At 62.6% G+C, this 26,995-nt stretch carries 18 protein-coding genes; 9 read left to right on the top strand and 9 right to left on the bottom strand.

The features are described 5' to 3' along the window. Positions 1–486 precede the first annotated feature (486 nt). The 3 genes from ACUIAF_RS04240 (at position 487) to ACUIAF_RS04250 (ending at position 7,912) form a co-directional block, all read left to right on the top strand. Positions 487–3,852, top strand: a complete 3,366-nt coding sequence (locus ACUIAF_RS04240; protein WP_445339122.1) for an RCC1 domain-containing protein — start codon at positions 487–489, stop codon at positions 3,850–3,852. 479 nt (positions 3,853–4,331) lie between these two features. Continuing rightward, entirely contained in the window at positions 4,332–4,472 is a 141-nt protein-coding gene (locus ACUIAF_RS04245; RefSeq protein ID WP_445339123.1) for a hypothetical protein, read from the top strand. Positions 4,473–4,669: 197 nt separating this feature from the next. Then, on the top strand, positions 4,670–7,912 hold the full coding sequence (locus ACUIAF_RS04250; RefSeq protein WP_445339124.1) for an RCC1 domain-containing protein: 3,243 nt from the start codon (positions 4,670–4,672) through the stop codon (positions 7,910–7,912). Between the two features lie 194 nt (positions 7,913–8,106). Here ACUIAF_RS04250 and ACUIAF_RS04255 read toward each other — a convergent pair whose 3' ends face one another. After that, complete coding sequence (locus tag ACUIAF_RS04255) at positions 8,107–9,495, bottom strand: MFS transporter (protein ID WP_110416901.1); 1,389 nt, start codon at positions 9,493–9,495, stop codon at positions 8,107–8,109. A 51-nt stretch (positions 9,496–9,546) separates the two neighbouring features. After that, complete coding sequence (locus ACUIAF_RS04260; RefSeq protein ID WP_445339125.1) at positions 9,547–10,503, bottom strand: nucleoside hydrolase; 957 nt, start codon at positions 10,501–10,503, stop codon at positions 9,547–9,549. Between the two features lie 305 nt (positions 10,504–10,808). On the opposite strand from ACUIAF_RS04260, the gene ACUIAF_RS04265 reads away from it, so the two are divergent. Continuing rightward, positions 10,809–12,179: a sugar porter family MFS transporter gene (locus tag ACUIAF_RS04265; RefSeq protein WP_110416900.1), complete on the top strand. Its 1,371-nt coding sequence runs from the start codon at positions 10,809–10,811 to the stop codon at positions 12,177–12,179. Positions 12,180–12,254: 75 nt separating this feature from the next. Here the strand turns inward: ACUIAF_RS04265 and ACUIAF_RS04270 are convergent, their stop codons facing one another. After that, on the bottom strand, positions 12,255–12,458 hold the full coding sequence (locus tag ACUIAF_RS04270; protein ID WP_015021464.1) for a hypothetical protein: 204 nt from the start codon (positions 12,456–12,458) through the stop codon (positions 12,255–12,257). 113 nt (positions 12,459–12,571) lie between these two features. Then, positions 12,572–13,606 carry an alpha/beta hydrolase gene (locus ACUIAF_RS04275; RefSeq protein WP_445339126.1) on the bottom strand — a complete coding sequence of 345 codons (1,035 nt, stop codon included), beginning with the start codon at positions 13,604–13,606 and terminating at the stop codon, positions 12,572–12,574. Between the two features lie 150 nt (positions 13,607–13,756). On the opposite strand from ACUIAF_RS04275, the gene ACUIAF_RS04280 reads away from it, so the two are divergent. Together ACUIAF_RS04280 and ACUIAF_RS04285 are read left to right on the top strand one after the other, a co-directional pair. Beyond that, the gene (locus ACUIAF_RS04280) at positions 13,757–14,461 is read left to right on the top strand and encodes a DUF4391 domain-containing protein (protein WP_198217733.1); all 705 of its coding nucleotides are present in this window, start codon (positions 13,757–13,759) and stop codon (positions 14,459–14,461) included. Between the two features lie 316 nt (positions 14,462–14,777). Further along, positions 14,778–15,908, top strand: coding sequence for a glycerate kinase (locus ACUIAF_RS04285; protein WP_445339127.1), 1,131 nt, complete (start codon positions 14,778–14,780; stop codon positions 15,906–15,908). Positions 15,909–16,041: 133 nt separating this feature from the next. On the opposite strand, the gene ACUIAF_RS04290 is transcribed toward ACUIAF_RS04285, so the two are convergent. Then, positions 16,042–17,160, bottom strand: a complete 1,119-nt coding sequence (locus tag ACUIAF_RS04290; RefSeq protein ID WP_015021460.1) for a zinc-binding dehydrogenase — start codon at positions 17,158–17,160, stop codon at positions 16,042–16,044. A 226-nt stretch (positions 17,161–17,386) separates the two neighbouring features. Here ACUIAF_RS04290 and ACUIAF_RS04295 point away from each other — a divergent pair, with 226 nt between their 5' ends. Further along, a complete protein-coding gene (locus ACUIAF_RS04295) occupies positions 17,387–18,070 on the top strand; it encodes an SOS response-associated peptidase (protein WP_445339128.1) in 684 nt (227 codons plus the stop codon). Between the two features lie 13 nt (positions 18,071–18,083). On the opposite strand, the gene ACUIAF_RS04300 is transcribed toward ACUIAF_RS04295, so the two are convergent. From ACUIAF_RS04300 to pepN, 3 genes are all read right to left on the bottom strand, one after another. Then, positions 18,084–18,737, bottom strand: a complete 654-nt coding sequence (locus ACUIAF_RS04300; protein WP_445339129.1) for a peptide deformylase — start codon at positions 18,735–18,737, stop codon at positions 18,084–18,086. 30 nt (positions 18,738–18,767) lie between these two features. Further along, positions 18,768–20,144: a phosphoglucosamine mutase gene (gene glmM, locus ACUIAF_RS04305; RefSeq protein WP_198217726.1), complete on the bottom strand. Its 1,377-nt coding sequence runs from the start codon at positions 20,142–20,144 to the stop codon at positions 18,768–18,770. 97 nt (positions 20,145–20,241) lie between these two features. Beyond that, the gene (pepN, locus tag ACUIAF_RS04310) at positions 20,242–22,857 is read right to left on the bottom strand and encodes an aminopeptidase N (RefSeq protein ID WP_445339130.1); all 2,616 of its coding nucleotides are present in this window, start codon (positions 22,855–22,857) and stop codon (positions 20,242–20,244) included. Positions 22,858–23,070: 213 nt separating this feature from the next. On the opposite strand from pepN, the gene ACUIAF_RS04315 reads away from it, so the two are divergent. Then, the gene (locus ACUIAF_RS04315) at positions 23,071–23,829 is read left to right on the top strand and encodes a hypothetical protein (protein ID WP_198203709.1); all 759 of its coding nucleotides are present in this window, start codon (positions 23,071–23,073) and stop codon (positions 23,827–23,829) included. 115 nt (positions 23,830–23,944) lie between these two features. Then, positions 23,945–25,012, top strand: coding sequence for a 2,3-butanediol dehydrogenase (locus ACUIAF_RS04320; protein WP_015021454.1), 1,068 nt, complete (start codon positions 23,945–23,947; stop codon positions 25,010–25,012). Positions 25,013–25,099: 87 nt separating this feature from the next. Here ACUIAF_RS04320 and ACUIAF_RS04325 read toward each other — a convergent pair whose 3' ends face one another. Further along, positions 25,100–26,953 carry a ribonuclease J gene (locus ACUIAF_RS04325; RefSeq protein ID WP_198217839.1) on the bottom strand — a complete coding sequence of 618 codons (1,854 nt, stop codon included), beginning with the start codon at positions 26,951–26,953 and terminating at the stop codon, positions 25,100–25,102. Positions 26,954–26,995 lie beyond the last annotated feature (42 nt).

Here is a 26,995-nt window from a genome sequence, read left to right on the forward strand (position 1 = left end):
AATTACTCAGAAATACAAAACCGATTACCACATGGTCGTCTATGGCGAGATCACCCATCACGATCCGTATCGTGTGTTATCTGTGGGCTAGGTGGTATGGTGAAAAGCGGGGAATGTCGAGAAGACGACTGGCTTTTGTCGTGGCTTGTGCAGTTTGCTGCAGAGGCTGGTATTGAGCTATGGACGGCTTTCCGACATGAAGAACTTTGAATAGGCAAGCGGCGTTTGTTCCGCTTGGTGTTTGTGAAGGGGTTTTGGTTTCATGCATCTGGTTTCCCGTCTGCGTCGCGCGTTGGCGATGACGACCGTCCTGCTGGGCCTGCTGGCAGGCCTGGGCGTCGCATCCGCCCAGGCGGACGCTCCCATACTCACCGGGGGGGGGGTCGTCAGACCCCTCGCGTAGCTGAGCAAACCCCCGCCACTGTCCCCGGCAACGCATCAAATATTCCACTTTCCTCGCCATCGCCGATACAAGCCACCCCACCGTTGAGCCCAGCAACGCCAAGCCCGCACACCCCGTCACCGCAGACGAACACACATGAGGGCACAGGCTCCGCTCCGGCCAAGTCAGCAGGGAAGACGGCTGATCGCGCCACGCACACGGTGCGTTTCGACCCCGCCGACGGCAGCAAGCCCACACAGGAGACCGTGAAGACCGGCACCCTCGCCACTCCCCCGCAGCAGAACCCTCAACGTGATGGCTTCCGGTTCGACGGATGGACGCTTGACGGCCAGCCCTACGACTTCCAGGATCCGATCCTGCAGGACACGACCCTGAAAGCCCAGTGGACCAAAACCACGGACTGGACGCTGAGCCCGGACCACGGACCCGCCTCCGGCACCAGGCTGACCATCAGCCCGCCCGACAGGCAGGAGCCCTACTACACGAGCATCCGCACGGCAGGAGACCAAACCGTCGGCGTGACCGGCGACGGCCGCATAAACACATGGACACAGGACCACACACCCGTGCAGGTTCCCTTCCCGGCCCAGGCTCCCGACGGGTTCCGTTACCTGCAGGCCGCGGCAGGCAGCCGCCGGCAGGCGGCACTCGGATCCGACCAGCGGATCTACACCTGGGACAGCCGACAGCCCGCGCCCACGCTCCTCGACACCGGCCAGGACACCCGGTTCACCAGCATCAGCATCAACAATGACCTGCTCCTGGCCGTGGACCGGCAGGGACAGGTCCACGCCTATCAGGCCGGTCAGGCCGACAGCCAAAACCCGAACCCGAAACCCGCAGCACAGGAAACAATCAGCCTGCCCGAACCGGGGCAGGCAGTTCTTGCCGTCGCCTCGGGCAGCCGGATCCTGGCACTGGATTCGGACGGGCAAGCCTGGGCATGGACCGCAAGCAACACCGGCAACGTCGAGCCCGAACGCATCAAGCAGGACCCGGGCATGCGTATCGTCCAAGCTCAATCCCTCAATCAAGGGTCTCTCCTCCTAAGCGAGGACGGGCAAATCTACTACCTGGTTGACAGCACAACAAAACCGACAACCGTCAGCCTGCCAGAGGGCATAAAAGCAAGCAGGATCAGCACCGACAAGAATCAGGCCATCATCACCGACAAGGAGGGCCACGTCTGGTTCTGGAAGATAGCCGGAACTCCCATCCGTGTGGACAACAGCAACCAGACATACACGCAGGCCGTCCTTGCAGGTGACAGGATTACCGCCGTCAGCAGGCAAGGCAGCATGTTCGCATGGAGCCTGGACGGGCAGGGCCGGCCCGGCCAGCCAGCCAGACTCAGCACCACCAAAACACCCATCCTTGAAACAGCCAACATAGACGGCCAGCCGCTGACACTCAACAAGAGCAACGATGCCTGGCAGACGGATATGCCCGCCCACACGCCAGGAGAGGCCACCATTGTTATCACCGGCAAACAAGACAACCAGCCCTTCACCAGGAGCCTTACGTACACGGTCGACCAGCCTCTGACCAGAGACATCCGACAGGACTCCACATATACGGTCAGCTTCGACACAGCCGGAGGAAGCCAGGCGCCCCAACCCCAACAGGTTCCCTACCCGTACGGGCGAGTGCAGCGGCCCTACCCAGACCCGACGCGCGAAGGCTACCAGTTCGACGGATGGTTCACCGGCAACACCGCCTACGACTTCAGCAAACCCGTCACAAAAAACATCACCCTCACCGCCCGCTGGACCAGCAAAAAACCCAGGACAACATGGACCATAAACCCCGACAAGGGCAGCCAGTTCGGCAACGAAACCACCACCATCACCCCACCAGACAGCACAAGCGGCGTTAAATTCAACCAAATTAGTAATTCAATTGGATCTGTCGCCATGCAAAATAGCGTTTCCTTGGCTGTAGGCAGTGACGGTAACGCGTACGCATGGGGAGACAACAGGTCTGGCCAGCTCGGCAACGGGACGACCACCCAGCAGAACACGCCGGTCCAGGTGAAAAAGCCAGCAGGCGTGTCGGCTGACTTCACCTATGTACAGGTCAGCGCCGGATACTGGCATTCACTGGCCTTGGGCAGCGACGGATACGTATACGCCTGGGGAGACAATACATATGCCCAGCTCGGCAACAACACCAGCGGCGACTATTCAACTGTTCCCGTGCGTGTCTGTGATCCTTCTACACATTCCAACGTAAATACGGGACTGAAGGCCATACAGGTTGACGCCGGAGGCGAGCATTCACTGGCAATCGACAAGGAAGGTAATGTCTGGGCATGGGGCCGCAACGGGAACGGTCAGCTCGGCAACGGCACCAGCAGCAGCTACTCGAGTGCTCCCGTACGCGTGTGCGATCCAGAACATCCTACGGATGCAAGCAAAGGGCTGGTGGCAATAAAAGTAGCTGGCGGAGGAGCTCACTCATTAGCGATTGACAGGGACGGGGATACCTGGGCTTGGGGATTCAACAGTTACGGCCAGCTTGGCAACAATGTCACGAGCGGCTTCGAAGGTGCGAATCCTGTTCCTGTGCGCGTGCGCGACCCGAACAATCCCGACGATACAAGCAAAAACTTAAAAAGCGTTCAAATCAGCGCCGGTTTTGAACATTCCATTGCTATCGATGCCCAAGGGAACACCTGGTCATGGGGATGGAATTATTGGGGCGAGCTCGGACAGAATACGACGAATCAGGATATTCTTTCCCCCGCTCGAGTATACAATCCCGACAATCCCAGTATCCCTTTCAAAGCCAGCCAAGTCAGTGCGGGATACGACACTTCCCTAGCCGTTGACATCAATGGAATTGCATGGTCGTGGGGACGAAACACTTATGGCCAACTTGGCTATACTAATTATGACGATTCTCGAGGCCACAACCAGCCAGCAAAGGTGCGAAATCCTGCATCCCCAAATAACACCGATCTAAGCCTTGACAGCACTCTCGTCAGTGCTGGAAACTGGCATTCCCTGGCTATCGGCAAGGATGGATACACATATGGATGGGGATATAACAAGTATGGTCAACTCGGCAACAACAGCAACAAAGATGCCTATGTCCCGATGTTGGTGGAGTTTAACCTGGCTCCGGTGATCAGCGCAGCCAGGTTCGACACCAGCCCTGGCACACACCTGACTCCTGTCAGCAACAGCAACAGCGTCACCGTACTCACCCCTGCACACGTGCCGGGCCCGGTCACGGTCAGCGTGAACTACACGATGGGCGGCGCAGGACAGACTTTGACCGACACCTCTCTCAGATACACGTACCTCCCTGCGAGCGTTCTCCCACGGGCCGGAGGGGAGGGCATCCTGCTCGCCCTGGCCACCGGCATGACCGGCATGAGTGCGATGCTGGCCTCACGCCGCCACCGGAGGGAACAACACAATCTATTGCACGCTTCGCACGAGTAAGAAAGGCCTGGGGCGCATATCAATTTCCCCGCCCCAGGCCAGAACAGGGGGAGCAGGGAGGCCAGTGCCACTTAAGGCTCAAACCCCAAGAGAGCCGACACCCCTCCCGCGCCCCCACCACACTTCCGAAAGCGGAACAAGGCAGAGCATCAGGCAATAGGGCTTACAACCCCACTCAGCCTGGCCGCTGGTCATTTTTTCTTCCTCCTCCCTCCTCATAATTTTGCGAGCCGCCGCCTGTGTCCAATCATCGGGGTCATTGCCGCCGAGCACTCGGACATGGCTTGTGTGTGTTGCTTGCTAATCCGGTGGTATGGTGAAAAGCGGGGAATGTCGAGAAGACGGTTGGCTTCCGCCACGGTTCCTGCAATCCGATACAGGGCTGGCGTTGACAGGCAGCACAGCTTTCCGACAGTAGAACTTTGAATAGGCAAGCGGCGTTTGCTCCGCTTGGTGTTTGGTGAAGGGGTTTTGGTTTCATGCATCTGGTTTCCCGTCTGCGTCGCATCCTGGCGATGATGATCGTCCTGCTGGGCCTGCTGGCTGGCCTGGGCGTCGCGTCCGCCCAGGCGGACGCTCCTGTACTCACCGGGGGGGGGGTCGTCAGACCCCTCGCGTAGCTAAGCAAAACTCCGGCATTCTCCCCAGCAACGCAACCAGCACGCCACCGCCCACACCATCACCGATACAAGCCACCACACCATTAAGCCCGACAGCAAGCCCAAACACCCCGTCATCGACGACGGGAACACCCGACAGCGCAGACTCCGCTACGGCCAAATCAACCAAAAAGGCGGATGATCAACCTTCGCACACGGTGCGCTTCGACCCGGCCGACGGCAGCACACCCACCCAGGCGAGCGTGAAGACCGGCACCCTCGCCACTCCCCCGATACAGAATCCTGTACGTGATGACTTCCGGTTCGACGGATGGACTCATGACGGCCAACCCTTCGACTTCAGGACCCCTATCCTCCAGGACACGACCCTGAAAGCCAAGTGGGCCAAAGCCACGGACTGGACGCTGAGCCCCGACCATGGGCCCGCCACAGGCGCCCGGCTGACCATCAGCCCGCCCAGCCCGCAGAAGCCTTACTATGCCAACGTCCAAGCCGCCGGAGAGCAGATCCTCGGCCTGACCGGCGACGGCCGCATCCACACCTGGACACAGGAGGGCGCACCCGTGCAGGTGCCCTCCCCAGCCCAGGCCGCCGACGGATTCCGCTACCTGCAGGCCGCGGCAGGCAGCCGATGGCAGGCCGCTTTGGGATCCGACCAGCACATATACACCTGGACCAGCCAACAGCCTGCGCCCATCATCCTCGACACCGTCAGCAACAGCCAATTCACCAGCATCAGCACCAACGATGACCTGCTGCTGGCCGTGGACCGTCAAGGCCGGATCCACGCCTTCCGAACCGGTCTGACAGGTAGCCAGGATCTGAACCCGAAACCCGCCGAACAAGCCGCGACCGGCCTGCCCGGGCAGACGCAGGCCGTCACCGCAGTCGCCTCCGACAGCCGGATCCTCGCCCTGGACGCGGACGGGCAGGCCTGGACCTGGGAGACGAGCAACACCGGGAAAGCCAAGCCAGAACGCATCAGACAAGACACGAAAATTCGCATTATCCAAGCCCAAAGCATCAAAAAAGGATTCCTCCTGCTGGACGCGGACGGGCAGGCCCACTACCTTGCCGATAGCACCACCAGTCTCACAGCTGTCGGCCTTCCGGAAGACATGAGAGCCAGCCGGATCAGCGCCAACGACAGCCAGGCCGTCATCACCGGCACGAACGGCCAGGTCTGGGCATGGCAGCCCGGCAAGGCACCCATGCGCGCGGACAACGGGAACCAACACTACATGCAGGCCGCCGAAGCCGACAGCAGGATTATGGCCTTGGACAGGCAGGGCAGCATGTTCACGTGGAGCCTGGACCATCAGAGCAATCCGGGCAAAACAGCCAGAGTCGACACCTCCACTGCATCTACCCTGGAATCTGCCAGCATGGACGGCCAGCCGCTCAAACTCAGCGAGAAGGATGAATCCTGGCAGGTGGACATACCCGTCCGCAAACCTGGGCCAGCCGCCATCACACTCGCCGGCAGGCAGGACGGCCGGCCCTTCACCAGAAGCCTCAACTACACGGTCGACCAGCCGCTGACCAGAGATACCGAAACAGAAACGGGCCACACCGTCCACTTCAACACAGACGGAGGAAGCCCCGAACCCGAAGACCAGACTGTTCCTAACCCATACGGCAGAGTCCAACGGCCTTCACCCAACCCGGAACGAAAAGGCTACCAGTTCGACGGATGGTTCATAGGCGAAGTCGCCTACGACTTCAGCAAGCCTGTCACCAGGGACCTCACCCTCACCGCCCACTGGACACCCACCAAACAGAACAACCAGTGGAGCGTCAGCCCCGACAAGGGCAACCAGCTGGGCAACGAGACCACGACCATCACCCCGCCAGACACCAGCCGAGGCATCAGGTTCAGCCAAATCAGCGGGTCAAACGACTTAACTTATGGTTTTTCTTTGGCTGTGGGCAGCGACGGGAACGCCTACGCATGGGGCAGCAACAGCTATGGTCGGCTCGGCGACGGGACGGCCGCTCAAAGGACAACTCCGGTCCTGGTGAAGAAACCTGACCGCAAGACATATCCGGACCTGCCAGAGGATTTCACCTACGTGCAGGTCAGCGCTGGACACTATCATTCGCTAGCCTTGGGCAGCGACGGATACGTGTACGCCTGGGGATACAACAGCTCTGGCCAGCTCGGCAACAACAGCAGCAGCTCTTCGTATGTTCCGGTGCGCGTGCGCGACCCCGCCAGCCCCAACGATGCGAGCAAAGGACTAAAAGCCATACAAGTCAGCGCTGGAGACTACCACTCACTAGCCTTGGGCAGCGACGGATACGCCTACGCCTGGGGAGATGGCAGTTACGGCAAGCTCGGCAACAACAGCAGAAGCTCTTCGTATGTTCCGGTGCGCGTGCGCGACCCCGCCAGCCCCAACGATGCGAGCAAAGGACTAAAAGCCACACAAGTCAGCGCCGGACAAAATCATTCCCTTGCCGTGGGCAGCGACGGATACGCCTACGCCTGGGGAGATGGCAGTTACGGCAAGCTTGGCAATTACAGCACCAGCTCTTCGTCCGTTCCTGTGCGCGTGCGCGACCCCGCCAGCCCCACTGACACGAGCAAAGGACTGAAAGCCACACAAATCAGCGCCGGATACGGGCATTCGCTGGCCGTGGGCAGCGACGGATACGCCTACGCATGGGGATTAAACGACTATTATCATCAGCTCGGCAACAACAGCTCTAGTAATTCGTCTGTTCCTGTGCGCGTGCGCGACCCCGCCAGCCCCACTGACACGAGCAAAGGACTGAAAGCCACACAAGTCAGCGCCGGACAAGAGCATTCGCTGGCGGTCGACAAGGACGGCAACGCCTACGCATGGGGAGACAACGATAATGGCCAGCTTGGCATCAAGGGCAGCGGCAGTCCCTACCCCTACCCCATGAAGGTGCTCTCCTCCGTGCAGTCCACCAGCGCGGCCGGACCCTGGATGCGCGCCGTGCAAATAACCGCCGGAGACCATCATTCGCTGGCCATCGGCACGGACGGGAACACCAAGGCATGGGGCAGCAACAGTGACGGTCGGCTCGGCGACGGCACCACCAACACCAAATGGGCTCCTGTGCCGGTGGCGTTCAACCTGCAGCCGGTGATCAGTGCAGTCAGGTTCGACACCAGTGCCGGCACGAACCTGACCCATGTCAGCAACAGCAACAGCGTCACCGTGACCACGCCCGCTCATCAGCCGGGCCCGGTCAAGGTCAGCGTCGACTACACGATGGGCGGAGTAGGAAGCACCCTGACGGACAAGTCCCTGACCTACACGTACACACCCCTGGGCGTGCTCCCCCAAGCCGGCGGGGAGGGTATTCTGCTGGCTCTGGCCACCGGCATGACCGGCATGGGCGGGGTCCTGGCCTCACGCCGCCACCGGAGGGAAACGCACCGACTGCTTCACGCTTCGCACGAGTAAGACCGGCCGGGTGGCGTATTAATCCCCCGCCTCCGGCCAGAACAGGGGGAGCAGGGAGGCCTGTGTCAGTCAAGGCTCACACCCCAAGAGAGCCGACACCCCTCCCGCGCCCCCACCACACAATCGGTCGACCGCCCGAACGCAACAGAGGAAACAGCTCTTCTTGCCGCGCTCGAACGGTCGACTACAACCGCTTACTGTTGGTCAGCAGTCGTGGCGTAGATGGTCTTCTTGCAGGCCAAATACACGACCAGGCCCAGTAGGGAGACGGCAGCCCCGATCAGCAACAGGTTGCTGTAGTTGGCGGCCGGGCCAGTGGCGCCCATGATGCTGAAGCCCTCCAGGCTGGGCTTGCCCATCAGGCCGCCGATGATGGCAATACCGATGGAGCCTGTCACGTTCATGACCAGATCGTTCATGCCCACGCCGCGGCCCGACTGGTCCTGGGGCAGGGTATCAAGCACGGTGGAGACGATGGGCGAATACATCAGTCCGACCCCGGCATAGTAGACGCAGGCGGTCAGCGTCAGGGCCAGCAGGCCGGAATTGACCACCAGAGCGGATCCTGCGAAACCAAGGGTCATCAGGCAGGCGGCGATGATGATGGCGGGCTTGCGGCCAATCCTGTCCACGATGGCTCCCGAGGTGGTGCCCAGCACGGCGGCCACCAGGAAGGCCCAGACAACATGCAGGGAGACCGTGGTGGTCGACACCTTGTAGACGTCACGCCCGATGGCGTTGAAGATGGGAGACATGCAGTAGTTCATGAAGTAGAAGATCAGGATCAGACCGATGCCCATCAGCCAGCGCTTGTTGCGGAAGAAGTCCGGGGTGATGAAGGGGCTCCGGGCCCGGCTGATGTACAGGGCGAAGATCAGGTAGCAGACAGCCGAGGCCGCCAGCAGCCACCAGGCCGTGTAAGAGAAGAAGAGGGTCAGCAGGGCCGTGGCCAGTCCGAAGATGACGAAACCCAGCCAGTCCACCTTCTCGCCGTTGCCGCCGCCGGTGGGCAGGCTCTTGAGCAGGATGGGCAGGAAGATGATGGTGACCGCGGGAATCAGGAAGAGGTACTGCCAGGCTATGGAGCTGAGCAGGCCTGCGGCGAAGATGCCGATGGCTGCAGACACCTGGTAGCCTGCCGTGAAGATGCCGAAGAAGATCACCTTCAGTGAGGGCTTGAGGTACTTGGTGGCCACGACCAGGTAGGCCGATCCAGCCACCTGCTCGCCGGCGGTCTGGAGTAGCCGGGCCGCGATCACATTCCAGATGTTGGGGGCCATGATCGTGTTGGCCACGTATCCGTACACGGACCCGATGAACAGTATGCACAGGCCGAAGGTGACCAGCTTGCGCAGGGATACGAAGTCGCCCAGGGACCCGTAGATGAAGCAGACGATGCCCAGGACGATGCTGGGCAGGGCCGTGATCAGCGATGCCTGGTCGGGAGCGCCGGCATCCTTGCCGACCTGCTGGAAGACCAGGTTGAAGCCCTGCAGGCACAGGGTGCCCAGGACGAAGGTGATCAGCAGCAGGATCAGCGATCGTACTGCTGTCGAATCCTCGGTGGATTGCTTTTCGGACATGATGTCTTCAGTTCTCCTTCTCTTGCGTGAACTTGCCGGGGATGGCGGACCTCAGTCGGCCTGGGAGGCCAGCCTGGTGATGCGGGTCATGAACTCGTCCAGGAAGCGGGGCACGTCCACGCCGACAGCCACGCGCGTGGTCTTGTTGGGGTCGTTGAGCCGCTGCTCGTCCCCGATGGTGCGCCCGCGGGTGGCGCCTTCGGTCTCCACCTTCATGTTCATGGGCAGGGTGGTGACCAGGGTCGGATCCACGGCCACGCCCACGGCCAGCGGATCGTGCAGGCCGCAACCACCCAGGTGGGGCGAGGTGGTCTCATAGGCCTTGATGTAGAAGTCGGTCATGTCCGCCAGGAAGTTGCCTGCCGCAGTGCCCAGCTGCCGCCAGCGGGCGGTCTCCTTGTAGGTCAGCAGGGTCTGCAGGGTCACGTCCAGGCCGACCATGGTCACAGGCGCGCCGGAGCGGAAGAGCACATCGGCCGCATCCGGATCCTGGGAGATGTTGGCCTCCTGCCATGCGTCCACATTGCCCGGCACGGTCAGGGCCCCGCCCATGAGCACGATGGAGCCGATGCGCTGGGCGATCTCAGGCTCCTTGGCCAGGGCGGCGGCGATGTTGGTCATGGGGCCGGTGGGCACGTAGACCAGGTCCTTGCCGTAGGCGTTGACCGCGTCGATGATGAAGTCCACGGCCGACTCCGTCTCAGCCTTGCGGTCCGAGTCGGGGATGGCCACATCGCCGATTCCGTTCTCTCCGTGGATGAAGGCGGAGACGGGCAGCACCTCGAAGGAGTCCGCCTTGGAGGCGTGGGACAGACCCGGGTAGACCTTGACCTCGGGGTGACCCAGCAGGTCGGTGATGGCCAGGTCGTTGCGGATGCCCTGCTCCAGCAGCACGTTGCCATAGGTTCCCGTTATGCCGATCAGCTCAACTTCGGGGCTGCCCAGGGCATAGGAGATAGCCAGAGTGTCATCGACACCAGTGTCCAGATCGAGAATCAGCTTACGCATACAATGTTTCCTTTCATTGCCATGGCTGTATGGAACCATGGCCGTATGCATCCACGATGTCCTTGTGGTGGATGCTTGTTTATCATATGCGAAATTGAGCAGTTTCGCTGCCAATGACAGACGCAAGTCGTGGACAATATCCTCAGATTTTCATGTCACCGGATTACTGGACCCAGATAGCGAATCCAGCAGCCGGTTTTCCGGCTGATTCCCTGTCCACAATGGCGAGCCGGATCGACGGACCACTCCCCAGATGCCTATGATTACTCTGATTCTGCCCGGATGATCTGGCGAAAGGGGAACACATGGTTGCGACTCAAGGACGGCGGCACAATCTGCAACTGATGACCGCCCTGGGCGTGTTGGCCGGCGGCCTCTACGGCTACACCCTGACCGTCATCTCCGGGGCGCTGGTCGGCATGAACCTAGGCTCCGGCTCGGGCGGACATCTGACGGCCGGGGAACAGGGCATGGTTACATCCGCTTTGCTGATAGGTGCCGCGCTGGGATCCTACCTGGCAGGCAAGTTCAATGACCGCTTCGGTCCCAAGCACATCATCCTGGCCGGCGCCCTGCTGGCCATCCCCGGAGCCCTGCTGAGCGCCCTGGCCCCCAGTCTGGCCCTGCTGGGACTGGGAAGATTGATCATCGGGGCTGGCATCGGCATGACCTCCACCATTGTGCCCATCTACCTGGCCGATATGGTCGGCACCGCGGAACGCGGGAGGGTGGTTTCGGTCAACTCGGTCATGATTGTGGTCTGGCAGCTTCTGGCGGTCAGCGTCAACGCCATCATGGACCGGATGGGTGCCGACTGGCGGACCATGCTCTGGGCTCTGGTGCCTCCGGCCATCCTGCTGGCCCTGCTGGCCTGCTTCCTGCATGACAGCCCTGCCCATCTGATCCGCCGTGGCCAATCGGACCAGGCAGAGACCTTCCTGGAGTCCACCCGCGACCAGGCAGAGGCCCGGGTGACCATGCAGGAGCTATCGCAGCCGGCGAGCGCGAAGACCGCCAGCTTCAAGGCCCCCTGGCTCCGGCGGGTGCTGATCGTAGGCATCGGCGTGGCCATGATCAACCAGCTGACCGGACTGAACATCGTCAACTACTACGCGCCGACCATCTTCACCGACACCCTGGGCTTCGACACCTCCCTGTCCATGGTCGCCACCGTGCCCGTCATCCTGGTCTCCGCCATAGCGGCCATCATCGGAGGGCTGGGACTGATCGACCGCTTCGATCGCCGTGTCATTCTGGCTGTGGGACTTGCAGGCACCATCGTCTTCCTTGCCGCCATCGGGGTCTGCTACCGGTTCGTCGGTGCTCCCGGCAGCGGGTCACGCACGGCCGCCTGGATCATGATCGGCATGATGATGATCTACGTGATCTTCGTCCAGGGTCTGGTGGCCCCGGTCACCTGGCTGCTCCTGTCCGAGATCTTCCCCCAGCAGGTCAAGAGCCGCGGCATGGGATACGCCAACGTGGCCATGAACCTGACCAACTTCGGGCTCTCCCTGGTCTTCCCCACCCTCCTGGCACGGCTGGGTGGCACCGGCACCTACCTGCTCTTCGCCCTGATCAATGTGTGCGCCCTGGTGTTCGCCTGGGTCATGGTGCCCGAAACCCGAGGCAAGAGCCTGGCCCAGATCGAGCAGGAGGCCCGGTCCCGGGCATGAAATCAGGCATAAAAAGAGGGCGGAACCGGTCGTCGGCCCGCCCTTGTGGAATCCGATACCTCAGATTCCGATACCTCAGATGTTGAAGACCTGCTTGGCCAGCTTGGCGATGGTGTCGCCGCCCAGCTGTGCGACATCATTCTTGCACTGGTTGATCCTGCCGAAGAGCTGGTCAGCGTCGTTGTACGACAGGGGCTGCCCGATCTCCTTGGACAGATCAACCAGCTGGTCGATGGTCTCCAGGTTGCTCAGCTTCTCTACCAAGGTCTTCTCGTCCATGAATCACTCCTCTGTAAGCGGCGGTGCAGACACCGGGGGCCTTGCGCCATCGATGCCCACCTTTCTCCTCCCATCATAGCCAGTGACCGGATGAACCGGGCGCGATGAAAGGCTCATATCAGGTCGTAGGAGAAATCGTGAATCCGGTCCAGGGCCTGACGGCTCTCCTCCAGCCAGGTCATGGCCACAGGATAGACGTGTCCCAAGGACTGCAGGCGGTTGGGCCTCAGGTCATGCAGCTCGAAATCACGGCCCCTCCTGCACAGAATCTCGGCCAGCCTGAGCGCTTCGCCCTGCAGGAAGTCGTCGGCGCTGGTGTTCAGAAAGACCGGCGGCAGGTGGACCATGTCGACCATGGTCGTCAGGTCGGCCACCTGATCGCCCCCAGCCTGCACGAAGCCTCCAAAGAAGGATGGGGCAACCATGGATAGGTCATCGGTGGGCGAACCAGTTGGATGGAAGTCATCCAGATTCACCGATAAGTAAGGAGTCAGGTCAAAAAGCCCTGAGACCAAGGCAGCGCCACGGGGCCGCAGCCCGGCAGGTTTCAGCCCCAGCCTCTGCGCGAATTGGTCATCGGACTCCACTGCCAGCGTATAGAGGGCCAGGGTGCCTCCAGCCGAGTCTCCCGTCAGAAAGATGCGGTCGGGCGAAACCGGATACTCGTCCAGGTGGGTCTTGATCCAGGTCAGGGCCGTCAGCACGTCACCCAGCTGGCCCATGAAGTCCGTGCTGGGAATCAGCCGGTAGTTGACCGAGAAGACCGCAAAGCCGCGCTTGGCCAGGTGGGTGCAGAAGTTTCGGTTGAGCTCCTTGTAGCCGTACATGAACCCGCCGCCGTGGATGTCGATGTAGACAGGGATGACCCTGCCGTTGCGCAGCCGGGCATCATGAGGCAGGTAAAGGTCCAGCTTGTGGGCGCGCAGGCCATCATCCACATATGCGATGTCGTTCAGGCAGTCCACCCCCTCCGGCACCTGCCAATGACGGGAGCGGGGAGCGTCCACGCGCCCGAAGGTCAGCCTGGAGCCCAGAACGACCCGGACCATATCCGGACTGCAGCCATCCAGGTCCCCGTCGACTTCGGTCCATCCCTCCAGAAGTTCGCGTTCCTCGTCGGTTACAGTCATCTCTGCATCGTTGCTCATCATTCAGCCCTCATTACTCCAACCCGCACAGCTCCTCGCATCCGGTCCTGTGGGTTTACAGCCAATATACAATGCCGGCAAACGGACACTCTTGCCCCTGGTCGCGCTCCTGCCGGTAAAATGACGGAAACAGCGACAGAAAGGCCAAGGATGACAATCGCAAGCTACGAAGGCATATCCGCGCTCTCCCTGGGTCTGCCGCCCACCACCGCCATTCCAGCAGCCAAGGGCGAACTGCCCATTAGGGCCTTCACCACGCGACCGCCCGTCTCCTCACGACTGCGCCAGCACTTCTCCACCAGCGTCGGCAAAATCGTCATGCTGGCCCTGCTGCGGCCCGGTAGCATCCCTGTGACGGATGGCGCGCACTGCCACGAGGTGCTGGTCATGGCAGTCGGGCTGAAGACCCCCGATGTGCCGGAGGACGTGCTGGAACACATCGCCGCCATGCGCTCCTCAGGCATGGTCTTCATCACCATCCACCAGGGTGAAGAGGGCCTCGTCTGCACGCCGGCCGTCCGCCGGGCCCTGCCCACCAAGGCTGGTCATGAGACCAGGCATACGCTCCACCTGGGCAGGCCCCGCCCTGTTGATCAGACCAGCCTAACCCTGGTCGGCGATGATATGGACCAGCTCTGGGACAGCCTCTGCGCCCAGGTGACCCTGGATCAGACTGACGGCACGAATCTGGACAACCGACTCGCCGTCCGCGAGCGCATCGACCTGCTCAAGGCCCAGGAGGCCAAGCTGACCGGAGACCACGGCCGGGCCAAAACCACCCAGGACCGCAACACAGCCTTCGCCAAGCTCCAGAAGGTCCGCGCCGAACTGAAACAGCTTTCCGCCGATAACTAAACAACCGATGTTTAAGCGGCAGAGGTTTAGGCAGCAGAGCCGAGCCATGCCTAGTCTGGCAAAGCTCCAGCTCAGACTTGCCCATGCAGATCACAAACCTCATCCAAGTCATGGTCATGCTTGGACCCATGCTGACATCGATTGTCAACATCCCCATGACCGTTGCAATCTCCACAAGCCTTATCCTGGGCAGCAGCTTCCTCACCAAGCCCATCAGCATGACCCTGGGCGAGCCTGGTAGGCCTGACCATGACCCCGGGTGGCCATGCTGGTCTGTTTGGTCTTCTGAAGGGACGAGTCAGGAAAGGTCACACCTATGAAAATCATCATCGCACCCGACTCCTTCAAGGGCAGCCTGACCGCCAAGGAGGCCGCAGAGGCCATCGAACGGGGATTGCGACGCAGCCCGCTCAAGGCCGAAATGGTCCTGGTGCCCATGGCCGACGGTGGCGAGGGCACGGTCCAGTCCCTGGTCGATGCAACCGAAGGCCACATGATCCAGACCCAGGTCACCGGACCCCTGGGCCAGACCGTGAACGCCAGCTACGGCATCCTGGGCGACGGACGGACAGCCGCCATCGAGATGGCTGCGGCCAGCGGCATCCAGTTCGTCAACGAACAGACCCGGGACCCGCTGGTCACCACCACCTATGGCACAGGCGAGCTGATCAGCCAGGCCCTGGACCAGGGCGCACAGGAGATCATCGTCGGCCTGGGCGGATCGGCCACCAACGACGGCGGCGCCGGCATGGCCCAGGCCCTGGGTGCCCGGCTCCTGGACGCTGACGGAAATGATCTGACACAGGGTGGAGCGGCGCTGGCCCGGCTGGATCGGATCGACGTCTCCGGGCTGGATCCCCGGCTGGCTCGCACCCGCATTCGTCTGGCCTCGGACGTGACCAACCCTCTGACCGGCCCTGAAGGAGCCTCGGCCGTCTTCGGACCGCAAAAAGGGTCGGACCCATCCATGGTGGCCACCCTGGATGCGGCCCTGGCCCACTATGCAGCCGTCATTCGCAGGGATCTGCATCGGGAGGTGGAGACCAAGCCGGGTGCTGGGGCCGCCGGTGGTCTGGGTGCAGGATTCCTGGCCTTCACTCCGGCCGTCATGGCCTCGGGGGTCAACATCGTCGTGGAGACCACCCGTCTCAAGGAGCTGGCCCGCGGCGCCGACCTCTGCTTCACCGGCGAGGGCGGCATCGACTTCCAGACCGGTTTCGGCAAGACCCCCATGGGCACAGCCCAGGCCGTCAAGGAGTCCTCCCCCGGCTGCAAGGTCATCGCCCTGGCGGGCAACCTTGGAGCCGGGACCGAAGAGCTTTACAAGGTGGGCATCGACGCCATCTTCAGCATCAGCCCCGGGGCCGTCAGCCTTGAGGATGCCATGGCCAAGGCCGCCTACAACCTCGCCGCAGTGGCCGAGAACATCGGCAGGCTCCTGGCCTGATCAGGCTCTGGGATTGCCAAAACGACAAAGGGGCTCCGGATGCCTTGCGCGCCCGGAGCCCCTTGTCATCAGAACCCCTATAAGAACCCTGTTTGGCATGACCTTCAGCAGTCATACCGAACAGTGGAAGTCATCAGTCGAATTCGGTGATGACCGAACGGATGACCTCGCCGTTGACCAGCTGCTTGTAGGCTTCGTCGATCTGGCTCAGCTTGATGTGCTGGCTGACGATATCGTGCATGTTCAACCTGCCGTCCACAGCGAAGTCGGCGTACATGGGGATGTCGTGCTTGATGTTGGTGGAGCCCATCCACACGCCCTTGAAGCCGCGCTGGTGGACCAGCAGGTCGGCCGGGTTGATCTCCAAGGAGACCGTGGCATCAGGCTTGGTAAGACCGATCGGGTAGGCGGTGCCGCCCACGCCCAGCATGTCCCAGGCCTGCTTCATGGTGACGGGCAGACCGATGGCCTCGAAGGCCTTGTCCACGCCGCCGTCAGTCAGCTCGCGCACCTTGGCCACAGGGTCCTCGTTCTTGGAGTTGACGACGTCGGTGGCGCCGAACTTGCGGGCGAACTCCAGCTTGTTGTCCAGCAGGTCGATGGCGATGATCCGCTTGGCGCCGCAAATCCGGGCTCCCGAAATGATGTTCAGGCCGATACCACCGGTGCCGATGACAGCCACGGTGTCGCCGGGACGCACATGGGCGGTGTTGATTGCCGCTCCGGCTCCGGTGATTGTGGCGCAGCCGATGCAGGCGGCCTCATCCCACTTGACCTGGTTGTTGACCACAGCCAGCTGGTTCTCGTGAATCAGGGCCTTCTCGGCGAAGCCGCCGGTGCCGAAGGCCTGGGTTATGGGCCGGCCGTCGGGGAAGGACAGACGGGGCTTCTCGCCCGCGCCGCGCACGCACTCCTGCTGCTGAGTGCAGGACTGGGGCTGGCCCTTGAGGCAGTTGGCGCAGTGTCCACAGACCTGCTCCAGGGAGGCCACCACGTGGTCGCCCACCTTGATGCCGGACACCTCGGGGCCCACGGCCTCGACGATGCCCGAAATCTCATGGCCGATCACAGCCGGGAAGGGGAAGAACTTGTCGTCATCCTCGACCAGATGCAGATCCGAATGGCACAGACCCGAGGCCTGCACATCCACCAGGACCTCCGCGCCAATGGGGTCGTCAATGATGATCTCCTCGGGCTGGGCAAAGCCCTTGCCGATGCCGTAGGCAATCGACGCCTTGATCTTCTGAGGCATAAACCATCTCCTAATCACAATGCCGCCACCGGCATCATGCCAGGCAGGGCAAAAAACAACGTTGAATATTCCGCTGTGGCCACGGCCATCCTCAATGTATACACCGCTGCCGCAGACCACCTTCATGGTAGCAGGAAAGAAGGGTCAATCAGCATTTAGACTGGCCCGGAAAAAGGCCTCCGGCGTTTCCTCGACGGGGCCTCCAAGCATCCATAGAATGGGCTTCATGTGTGGACGATTTGCGGCTGACCTGGACTACTCCAACCTGGCCCAACGCTACGGTGCCCGACAGGCTCCGGGACTGCCCAAGCCCTCCTGGAACATCAGCCCCGGGTCTGTCATCGCTTTGGTGGCCCAAGACCGTCATGGGCAGCGGCATCTGCATCCGGCCCGCTGGAATTTGGTCCCTTCCTGGTCGGAAAGCGATCAAATGGCCTACCCCACCCATAACGCCCGAGTGGAGAGCGCTCTGACCAAGCGAACCTACGCGGACTCGGCCAGGAGTCAGAGGGCCATCATTCCGGCCAGCGGCTACTACGAGTGGACACCCGACCACCAGCCCTACTACTTCCAGGCTCCCGACGGCCACACACTGAACATCGCCGGGCTCTACTCCTGGTGGCGTGCCAGACCTGGCCAACCCTGGCTGCTGACAGCCACCATCCTGACGACGCAAGCCACGCCAGAGGCCGCCCGGGTGCACGACCGGATGCCCCTGCTGATCACCGATGAGAACCTGGACTCCTGGCTGGACCCAGGCATGGAGGGCAAGGCAATCCTGCCCAAGGCTGTGGAGTCCGGCCGTCGTGCCTCAGAAGCATTGACCATGCACCCGGTGGCACCCTTGAGGGGGGACGGTCCGGAGCTAACAGAAGCCATGGCCCTGGACCAGAGGGTCAAGAGAATTTAGGGGTTCACTGGATTCAGATGGTGAAGCCCAGCTCCCGCGCCGCTTCGGTGGGAACCGGGTCGTAGGCCCAGTACTCGCTCAGGTTGTCGTCGGAGGACAGGCTGCGAATCTCAGCCTTGTCGATGTATACCTCGCCCGACAGATGGTCGGTCTCATGCTGGAAGATGCGGGCCGGCCAGCCGTGCATGTGCTGGCAGTGCTTGCGCCCGGAACGGTCCTCCCAGCTGGCGGTGATGTCCAGCCAGCGCCGCCGAACCGCCTGGAATCCTTCCAGGGACAGGCATCCCTCGTAGAAGGCCGCAGTCTCCTGCCCGATAGGCTCATAGGAGGGGTTGATGATGACCCTGAAGGGCAGCTCGTCAATCTGGCGCGGATCGTCCTCGTCGTCGCGGACATGGTCCTCGATGACCGCGATGGCCAGGCCCAGGCCCACCTGAGGTGCCGCCAGCCCCACGCCCGGAGCCTCAAGCATGGTGGCCCGCATGGCCTTGAGCAGCCTGTTCAGAGTCTTGGCTGCCAGCTGACCCTGGTAGGGCTGGGCCTGTTGACGCAGAACGGGCTCACCCATCTGCACGATGGGCAGGAGCTCTTCTTTGCCGGCCTCGGCCAGCATGGACTCCACCCGGTTGTTGAGGTCGGCGTCGAAGGCCGCCTTTCTGCCGAACATGGATGATTCCGCCTTTCCTGGGTCGTTGGTTCAGATGGCCAGCTCGTCGGCCACGACCGAGGCCAGCCGCTGGCATACCTGGTCAGCCTGCTCCTGGGTGGCAGCCTCGACCATGACCCTGACCAGGGGCTCGGTGCCCGATGGCCGCAGCAGGACCCGGCCCGTGCTGCCCAGCATCCGCTCCTCCGCCTCGACTGCATCCTGGACCTTGGCGTTGGTGCGGGCCGCGTTCTTGTCCACACCTGAGACGTTGATCAGCTGCTGGGGCAGCTGGGGGAAGTCGGCGGCCAGTTCCTTGAGGCTCCTGCCCGAGCGCACGACCTCCTTGGCCAGGGTCAGGGCCGTCAGGGTCCCGTCTCCGGTGGTGGCGAACTCGCGGTTGATGACGTGCCCCGACTGTTCGCCGCCCAGGGTGTAGCCGCCGCGCAGCATCTCCTCAAGGACGTAGCGGTCGCCTACAGCCGTCTGGACGGTGACGATGCCCATCTGCTTCAGGGCCAACTTGAGTCCCAGGTTGCTCATGACCGTGACCACCAGCGTGTCGTTGGCCAGCTTGCCCTCGCGCTGCTTGGCGCGGGCCAGGATGCCCATGATCTGATCGCCGTTGACCATGTTTCCCTCTTCGTCCACGGCCAGACAACGGTCGGCATCCCCGTCGAAGGCCACGCCCATCACCGCATCCGAGGCCTTGACCATGGCCTGCAGCTGCTCGGGGTGGGTGGAGCCGGCGTGCTTGTTGATGTTGTAGCCGTCAGGAGAGGCGTTGATGACCACTACATCCGCTCCGGCCCGGCGCAGGGCCTCGGGGGCTACCACCGAGGTTGCACCGTTGGCGCAGTCGGCCACGATCCTCAGACCGTCCAGAGGCTTGGGCTGGGTCTTGTCGGGGGCGACAGGGGCCACGGCCTCCACCAGGTGGTCGATGTACATATTAGTGGCGGTCACCGTGTCATGGGAGACGCGGCCCACGCCCTCACCCACCGGGCGCTCCCAGTCCTGGCCCAGGACCGCTTCGATGTCGTCCTCCTTGGAATCCTGGAGCTTGAACCCGCCCCGGGCGAAGAACTTGATGCCGTTGTCTGGCATCGGGTTGTGGGAGGCGGAGATGACCGCCCCCATCTCCACGTTGAGCACGCTGGTCAGGTAGGCGATGCCCGGAGTGGGAATGATGCCCACGTCGATCACGTCGAAGCCGCCCGAAGACATGCCGGCGGCCAGGGCCGAGGCCAGGAAGTCCCCGGAGACCCGGGTGTCGCGGCCGATCAGGGCACGTCGACGGCCCGCGGACCGATCCGCTCCACGACCCAGGACACGGACCGCCGCATCGCCCAGATCCAGGGCCAGCTGTGCAGTCAGGTCTCTATTGGCTAAACCGCGTACACCATCGGTACCGAATAATCTGGGCATTGCTCTCCTCCGAACGTACCATCCTGCATGCAGGCGACAGATTCATTATGGCCCCGCCCCTGACCCGTCGCCACAAGGGCCGGGGCGGAAAGAGCGCTCAGCGCAGGCGCTCGTTGTATTCGCGGACCTTGAGGATGCGCCTGGAGGACTCCACGTTCTGGATGATCATCCCGCGCAGGGCCTTGGGGGCCTCGGCGTGGTCGGCCAGCCAGGCGTCGCCCGCCTTGACCAGGGCGGCCGGGTCGGCCTTGGTCGGGTAGAGTCCGCCTGCCGACAGCGGGTTGAGCAGGGTCTCCGCGATGTGGAAGGTCTTCTGGGTCCAGACCTGGTCCACAGCAGCAAAGAAACGGTCCACATAGGGTGTGAAGAGATCCTGGTCCCCCGAGCCGGAGAAACCGTCGGCCAGGGCCTCGATCTGCGAGTTGGTCAGGTCCTCGTTGTGCAGGGCCTGACCCCAGGCCCAGGCCTTGGCTTCGGCAGTCGGGCGGGCGGCACGGGCGCCCATGGCGAACTCGCGGTTCTCCGTGGTGTCTTTCGCGGCCAGCTCCCGGTCGATCTCCCCGTCAGCCAGCAGGTCGTGGGCGGACAGGGCATGGATGATCAGCCAGCGGGTGTTGTTGTCGATGGTCAGCCCCTCCAGCTTCAGATCGCCGCTCAGCAGACCCCGGGCGTGATCCTCGAAGTCGGCGTCATCCCCGTAACCCAGGTAGGCGCGGACAAGCTGGAACTGCTCGTCCGAACCGGGCTGGGCCTTCATGGCCAGATCCCAGAGCGTGCTGGCCACCAGCTGCAACATGGGCTGGCGGCGACGGGATGCGGTGAAGTGATGGGCGGCCTTGGAGATCTGAGACAGAGCGTAGCGGAAGGTGGTGGACTGGTGCTCGGTGGCCAGAGCCTTCAGGCTCAGGCTGATGAAGCGCTCAGCAGGGAACTGCGCATCCCGGGTCATGTCCCAAAGGCTGAGCCAGACCACGGCACGGGCCAGACGGTCCTCGATCCGGTACAGGTTCTGCGTGGCATACTCCAGGGAGTCCTGATCCAGACGCAGCTTGGCGTAGGTCAGGTCGTCGTCATTGATCAGAATCAGGGCCGGACGCTTCTTGCCAACGACCTGGGGCACTTCGGCTCCCTGGCCTTCCAGATCCAGTTCGAACCGGTCCGTGCGCACCACCTTGCCGGACTTGTCCTCATCATAGAGGCCCACCGCCAGGCGATGCGGACGCAGGACGGGATGCTCCTCGGGGGCGGTCTGGTCAATACGCATGGCGGTGATGGTCCCACGCTCGTCGGTCTGCACCTGGCTGGTCAGCGTGGTGATGCCGGCCTCCTCTAGCCAGAGCCGTGACCAGTTGCCCAGGTCGCGGCCGCTGGTCTTCTCCAGCTCGGTCAGCAGATCCTTCAGGGTGGCGTTGCCGTGGGCATGAGCCGTCAGATAGTTGTGGATGCCCTGGAAGAAGCGCTCACGGCCCACATAGGCCACCAGCTGCTTCAAGACGGAACCCCCCTTGGCATAGGTGATGCCGTCAAAGTTGACCTCGGTGTCATGCAGGTCGCGGATGGGGGCCACCACGGGGTGGGTGGTGGGCAGCTGGTCCTCGGTGAGGGCCCAGCTCTTCTCGCCGGAGCAGAAGGTGGCCCAGTCGTCGGTCCACTCGGTGGCCTCGGCGGTGGCCAGGGTCGACATGAACTCGGCGAAGGACTCGTTCAGCCACAGGTCGTTCCACCACTTCATGGTCACCAGGTCGCCGAACCACATGTGGGCCAGCTCATGCAGGACGGTCTCCACACGGCGGTTGATCTGGGCCCCGGTGGCCTTGGACTCGAAGACGTAGGAGTCGCGGAAGGTGACCAGGCCGATGTTCTCCATGGCGCCCGCATTGTATTCGGGCACGAAGATCTGGTCGTACTTGGCCCAGGGGAAGGGCAGATCCCAGGTCCTGGCATAGAAGGCGAAGCCCTTCTTGGTCACGTCGAAGAGGTATTCGGCGTCCCCGTCCAGGGAATCCTTCAGCGCCTGACGGCAGTACAGGCCCATGGGGATGGTCCGTCCATCCTCGTTCCGGTATTCGCTGGTCCATTTGGCATAGGGGCCGGCGGCGAAGGCGGTCAGGTAGGAGCTCATGACCGGGGTTGTCTGGAAGACCCAGCGGGTCACGCCCTCGGTGCGGCCGCCCTCCAGGGTCCCCTGGGCGGTGCGGCTGTCCAGGTCCTGATGGGAGGCGGGAGGCATGTTGGACAGGACCGTCCAGGATGCCGGAGCGTCCACGGTGAAATCGAAGACGGCCTTGATATCCGGCTGGTCGAAGACGGCATAGACGCGGCGGGCATCGGGCACCTCGAACTGGGAGTAGAGGTAGACGTTGCCATCCGAGGGGTCCACGCTGCGATGCAGACCCTCGCCTGTGCGCGAATAACGGCAGAGGGCCTCCACCCGCAGCTGGTTGTGCTCGCGCAGGTCGTTAAGCTCAATCCGGTCATCCCGGAAGGTCAGGGCCGGGTCCAGACGCCGGCCGTTGAGTTCGATCAGGCTGACCTGGTCGGCGATCAGATCCACAAAGGTGGACTCCCCCGGCCGGGCATCAAAGTCAATCAGGGCCGAGGAGGGGAAGGTGGCAGGCCCCTTGGTCAGGTCCAGATTGACCTTGTAGCTGACATTGGATACGACGACGGCTCGCTCTTCGGCTTCCACACGAGTCAGATTGGCTCCGGGCATGAATTTCCTTTCGCGCATGGATGCCGGTGCCCCCACCGGCATCGGCATAGGTCCTGTATGGATATGGCATGTCAAGTCTAATGCCGGCACACGCCGACGAGCCAAAAGGACGATTCCCCTCTTTTCTGACGGCGCAGTCCGGACGGGAATAGTCGGGCCTCCAGGCGGTTGTTCATGGTCGTTGCCTTGTGAGTCTGGCAGAAAGGAAGCGTCATGCAGGTCCGGACCGGGTTTACCACACAGCAGCTCAACATGCTCTGCCAGTACTCCTACGGGATCGGTCGAGGGGATGTCAAGACCAGGCCGGGCCTGCACTGGTTCGAGGATCCGACTCTGGGCAGCTACTGGGTGCTGCGCTCACGCTACTGCCCCGAAAACGGCTTCGAGGGGATGATCGCCGCCCGGAACATGGGTGACGGTCCGGACTATGCCCACTTGATCGTGGTCTATGCAGGCACCAACCTGCGCGACGACCCCCGCCACGATATCCATGCCGCGCTGACCTGCTTCCTGCCACCGCTGAATGGGGAACCAGGGCAGACGCAGCAGGCGGGCATCCTGGCCGAGCAGGCGCTTGACCTGGCCCGGCACAAGGCGGGAACCGAACGCGGGGTCCTCTTTACCGGACATAGCCTGGGTGGAGGCCTGGCCCTGATCCAGGCAGCGGAGCAGGATCTGCCCGCCAGGGTCTTCTGCGCCGCCGACCCCTGGCGGGTGCTGGACCAGGAGCAGCGTCAGCGGGTGGCCCGCCACTACGGGGACGGCAAGTTCCTGGACTACCGTCTGGGCAACGACAGGGTAACCGGAACCGCCAACCGTCTGCTGAGCGGACAGGCCGACCGCAGCGCCTGTGTGGTCTGGTGCGGCAAGGGACCCAGCAGGTTCGGACATTGGCTGGGCGACTTTGACTTCGACCAGGGCGGCGAGGTTCTGGCCGAAACTCCCATCAACATGGCCACATATCCACGGTAATATGGGAATCGGGCGGTCTCCAATGAGGGAGCGTCACCTGCCCGCAGGGATGTCATGTTGGGTGTTCAACTTCGTCCATGCAGGGCCTACACGCATATCAGAGAGGATATACGATATGAAAGCATTGATGTACTACGGCAAGGAAGATGTACGTCTGGAGGACGTGCCCGAGCCTGAGCTCAAGCCGGGAACCATCAAGATCCATCCCGCCTTCACCGGCATCTGCGGCTCCGATGTTCATCTTTACTACGATGGAGCAGTCAACGGGGGCGGAAATTCGCCCGACCACCCCCATCCCCTGACGGGAGAGACCCTGCCGGTGGTCTTCGGCCATGAGATCTCGGGTACCGTCGAGGCGATCGCCGATGATGTGCACACGGATATGAAGGTGGGCGACTCGGTGGTCGTCGAGGCCGAAATCGCATGTGGCGAATGCCCGGCCTGCAAGGCCGGCAACTACAATGACTGCGACAAGCTGGCCGGCATCGGCATCAACGGAGGGGGCGGCGGACTGAGCGAGCATATCGTGGTTCCGGCGGAGCATGTCTTCCCCGTGGGCGACATCCCCCTGGATCAGGCTGCCATGATCGAGCCCTTCGCCGTGGCCCATCACGCCATCCGTGCCATGGAACCCCAAGAAGGCCAGACCGCAGTGGTCGGAGGCGCCGGGCCGGTGGGATTGCTCATCGGCACCATTCTGCGCGCAAAGGGAGTCCGGGTGATCATGTCCGAACTCTCCTCAGCCCGTAAGGAGAAGGCCCTTCAGTCGCATTCGGCCGACATCGTGGTCGATCCCAGCAAAGAGGACCTGGCGGAGAGGGTCCGCCAGGAAACCGACGAAGCCGGGGCTGACCTGGCCTTCGATGCAGCAGGGGCAGAGCCTGTCGACCACCAGCTTCTGGAGGCCTTGAAGGCCACCGGCGGACTCATGGTCGTGGCCCTTCATGGCAAGCCCATCACGCTGAACCTGACCAAGGAGCTGGGCTTCGGAGAGAAGTTCATCCGCGGCACCATGGGATACGCGAACGATCATGCCGATGCCATCAAGCTCATCCATGACCGGAACATCGACCTGTCCACCTTCATCACCGACAGGATCAAGGTCGAGGACATCGTGGACAAGGGCTTCCGCCAGCTGCGTGAGGACGCGGAAAACCATGTCAAGATCATCGTGAGCATGTAACCGCTACTGTCTACTGATAACACTGAAGGCTCCGGCCGTCCATCTGGGCGACCGGAGCCTTCGGTATCAGTATGCGGGCAGTGGAGGTCAGTCCTGCGGCTGCACGTCGGTGGCGATGTCGGCCACCACGGGCACGATCATGGGCCGACGGTGCAGCTTGCGGGAGATCCAACCGCCCAGGGTGCGGCGCATCATCTGCTGAAGCTGGTAGGTGCCGGTGGTCCCCTTGGACATGGCATCCTCAAGCTGATCGACTATCTGGGCATTGATGGACTTGAACTCGCTCTCGTCCTCGGCCACGGCGTTCAGGTAGAGCTTGGGGCCGGAGACGACCTTGCTGGTCTCGGTGTCGACCACGGCGAAGGCGGAGACGAAGCCCTCGGTGCCCAGAATCCGGCGCTCCTCCAGCTCGTCGTCGGTCAGCTGGCCCACGGAGTCGCCGTCCACATAGACGTATCCGCAGGGCACGGACCCGACCACAGCGGCCTGGCCATGGTAGAGGTCCACCACGTCGCCGTCCTCGGCCAGGACCACATTCTGCGGATCCACGCCGGTCTTGACGGCAATCAGACCGTTGGCCACCAGGTGCCGGTTCTCGCCGTGTATGGGCATGGCGCACTTGGGCTGCACGATGTTGTAGAAGTGCAGCAGCTCGCCCTCGTCGGAGTGGCCGGAGACGTGGATGGCCGCGTTGTCGCGGTTGACCACCTTGGCGCCCAGACGCACCAGCTTGTTGATGACCTTGTAGACCTCATGCTCGTTGCCGGGAATCAGCGAGCTGGCCAGGATGACCGTGTCGAACTCGTTGATGGTGATGTCGCGGTGGGTCCCGTCGGCGATGCGGCCCAGAGCCGCCATGGGCTCGCCCTGGGATCCGGTGCACATGTAGACGATCTTCTCGTCCGGAATGCTGTGGGCGTCCTTGAGGTCGACCACGGTGTCCTCAGGCAGGTGCAGGTAGCCCAGGTCGGAGGCGATGGACATGTTGCGGACCATGGACCGGCCGGCGAAGACCACCTTGCGGCCGAACTTGTGGGCGGCGTCGACCACCTGCTGCACCCGGTGGACGTGGCTGGAGAAGGAGGCCACGATGATCTTGCGCTGGGCCTCGGCGAAGGCCTTGTCCAGGGCGGGGGCGATGGAGATCTCGGGCTTGACGAAGCCGGGGACCTCGGCGTTGGTGGAATCGACCATGAGCAGATCCACGCCGGACTCCCCCAGTTTGGCGAACTCGCGCAGGTCGGTCAGGCGGTGATCCAGGGGCAGCGGGTCGATCTTCATGTCACCTGTGTCGATGATGTGGCCTGCCGGGGTGCGCACGGAGACGGCCAGGGCGTCAGGAATGGAGTGGGTGACTGCCACGAATTCCAGGTTGAATGGGCCTACCTTGAGCTTGTCGCGGCCCTTGACCTCAACCTCGGTGGGCTTGAGATGGTGCTCCTCACACTTGGCATCGACGAATCCGAGGGTCAGCTTGGAGCCGATCAGGGGGATGTCCGGGCGCAGCTTGAGCAGGTAGGGCACGCCGCCGATATGATCCTCATGCCCGTGGGTCAGAACCAGGGCATCCACCTGGTCCAGCTTGTCCTTGATGTAGCTGAAGTCAGGCAGGATCAAATCCACGCCCGGCTGTTCCTCCTCGGGGAAGAGCACGCCGCAGTCGATCAGCAGGATGTGGCCGTTGTACTCGATCACATTCATGTTGCGGCCAATCTCGCCCAGGCCACCCAGGGGGACGATACGCATGGAACCCTTGCGATACTTGGGGGGCGCCACCAGATGCTGCTCGGTCTGGGTGCCCTTGCCGCGGGCGATGGCGCCGTTGCGGCGGCTACGGGATTCGCCCCGGGACCTGCCTGACCCCTGCTTGTTATTCTTGGAGGAGGACCGACGATTTCTGCTCTTGCCGGTCGTGTTTGATTCTTCTTGTTTTCTTGCCATACTCACTTGTGTTTCTATCATCTGTGCCCCTGCCTATACAGG

Source organism: Bifidobacterium sp. ESL0822 (assembly GCF_052606675.1).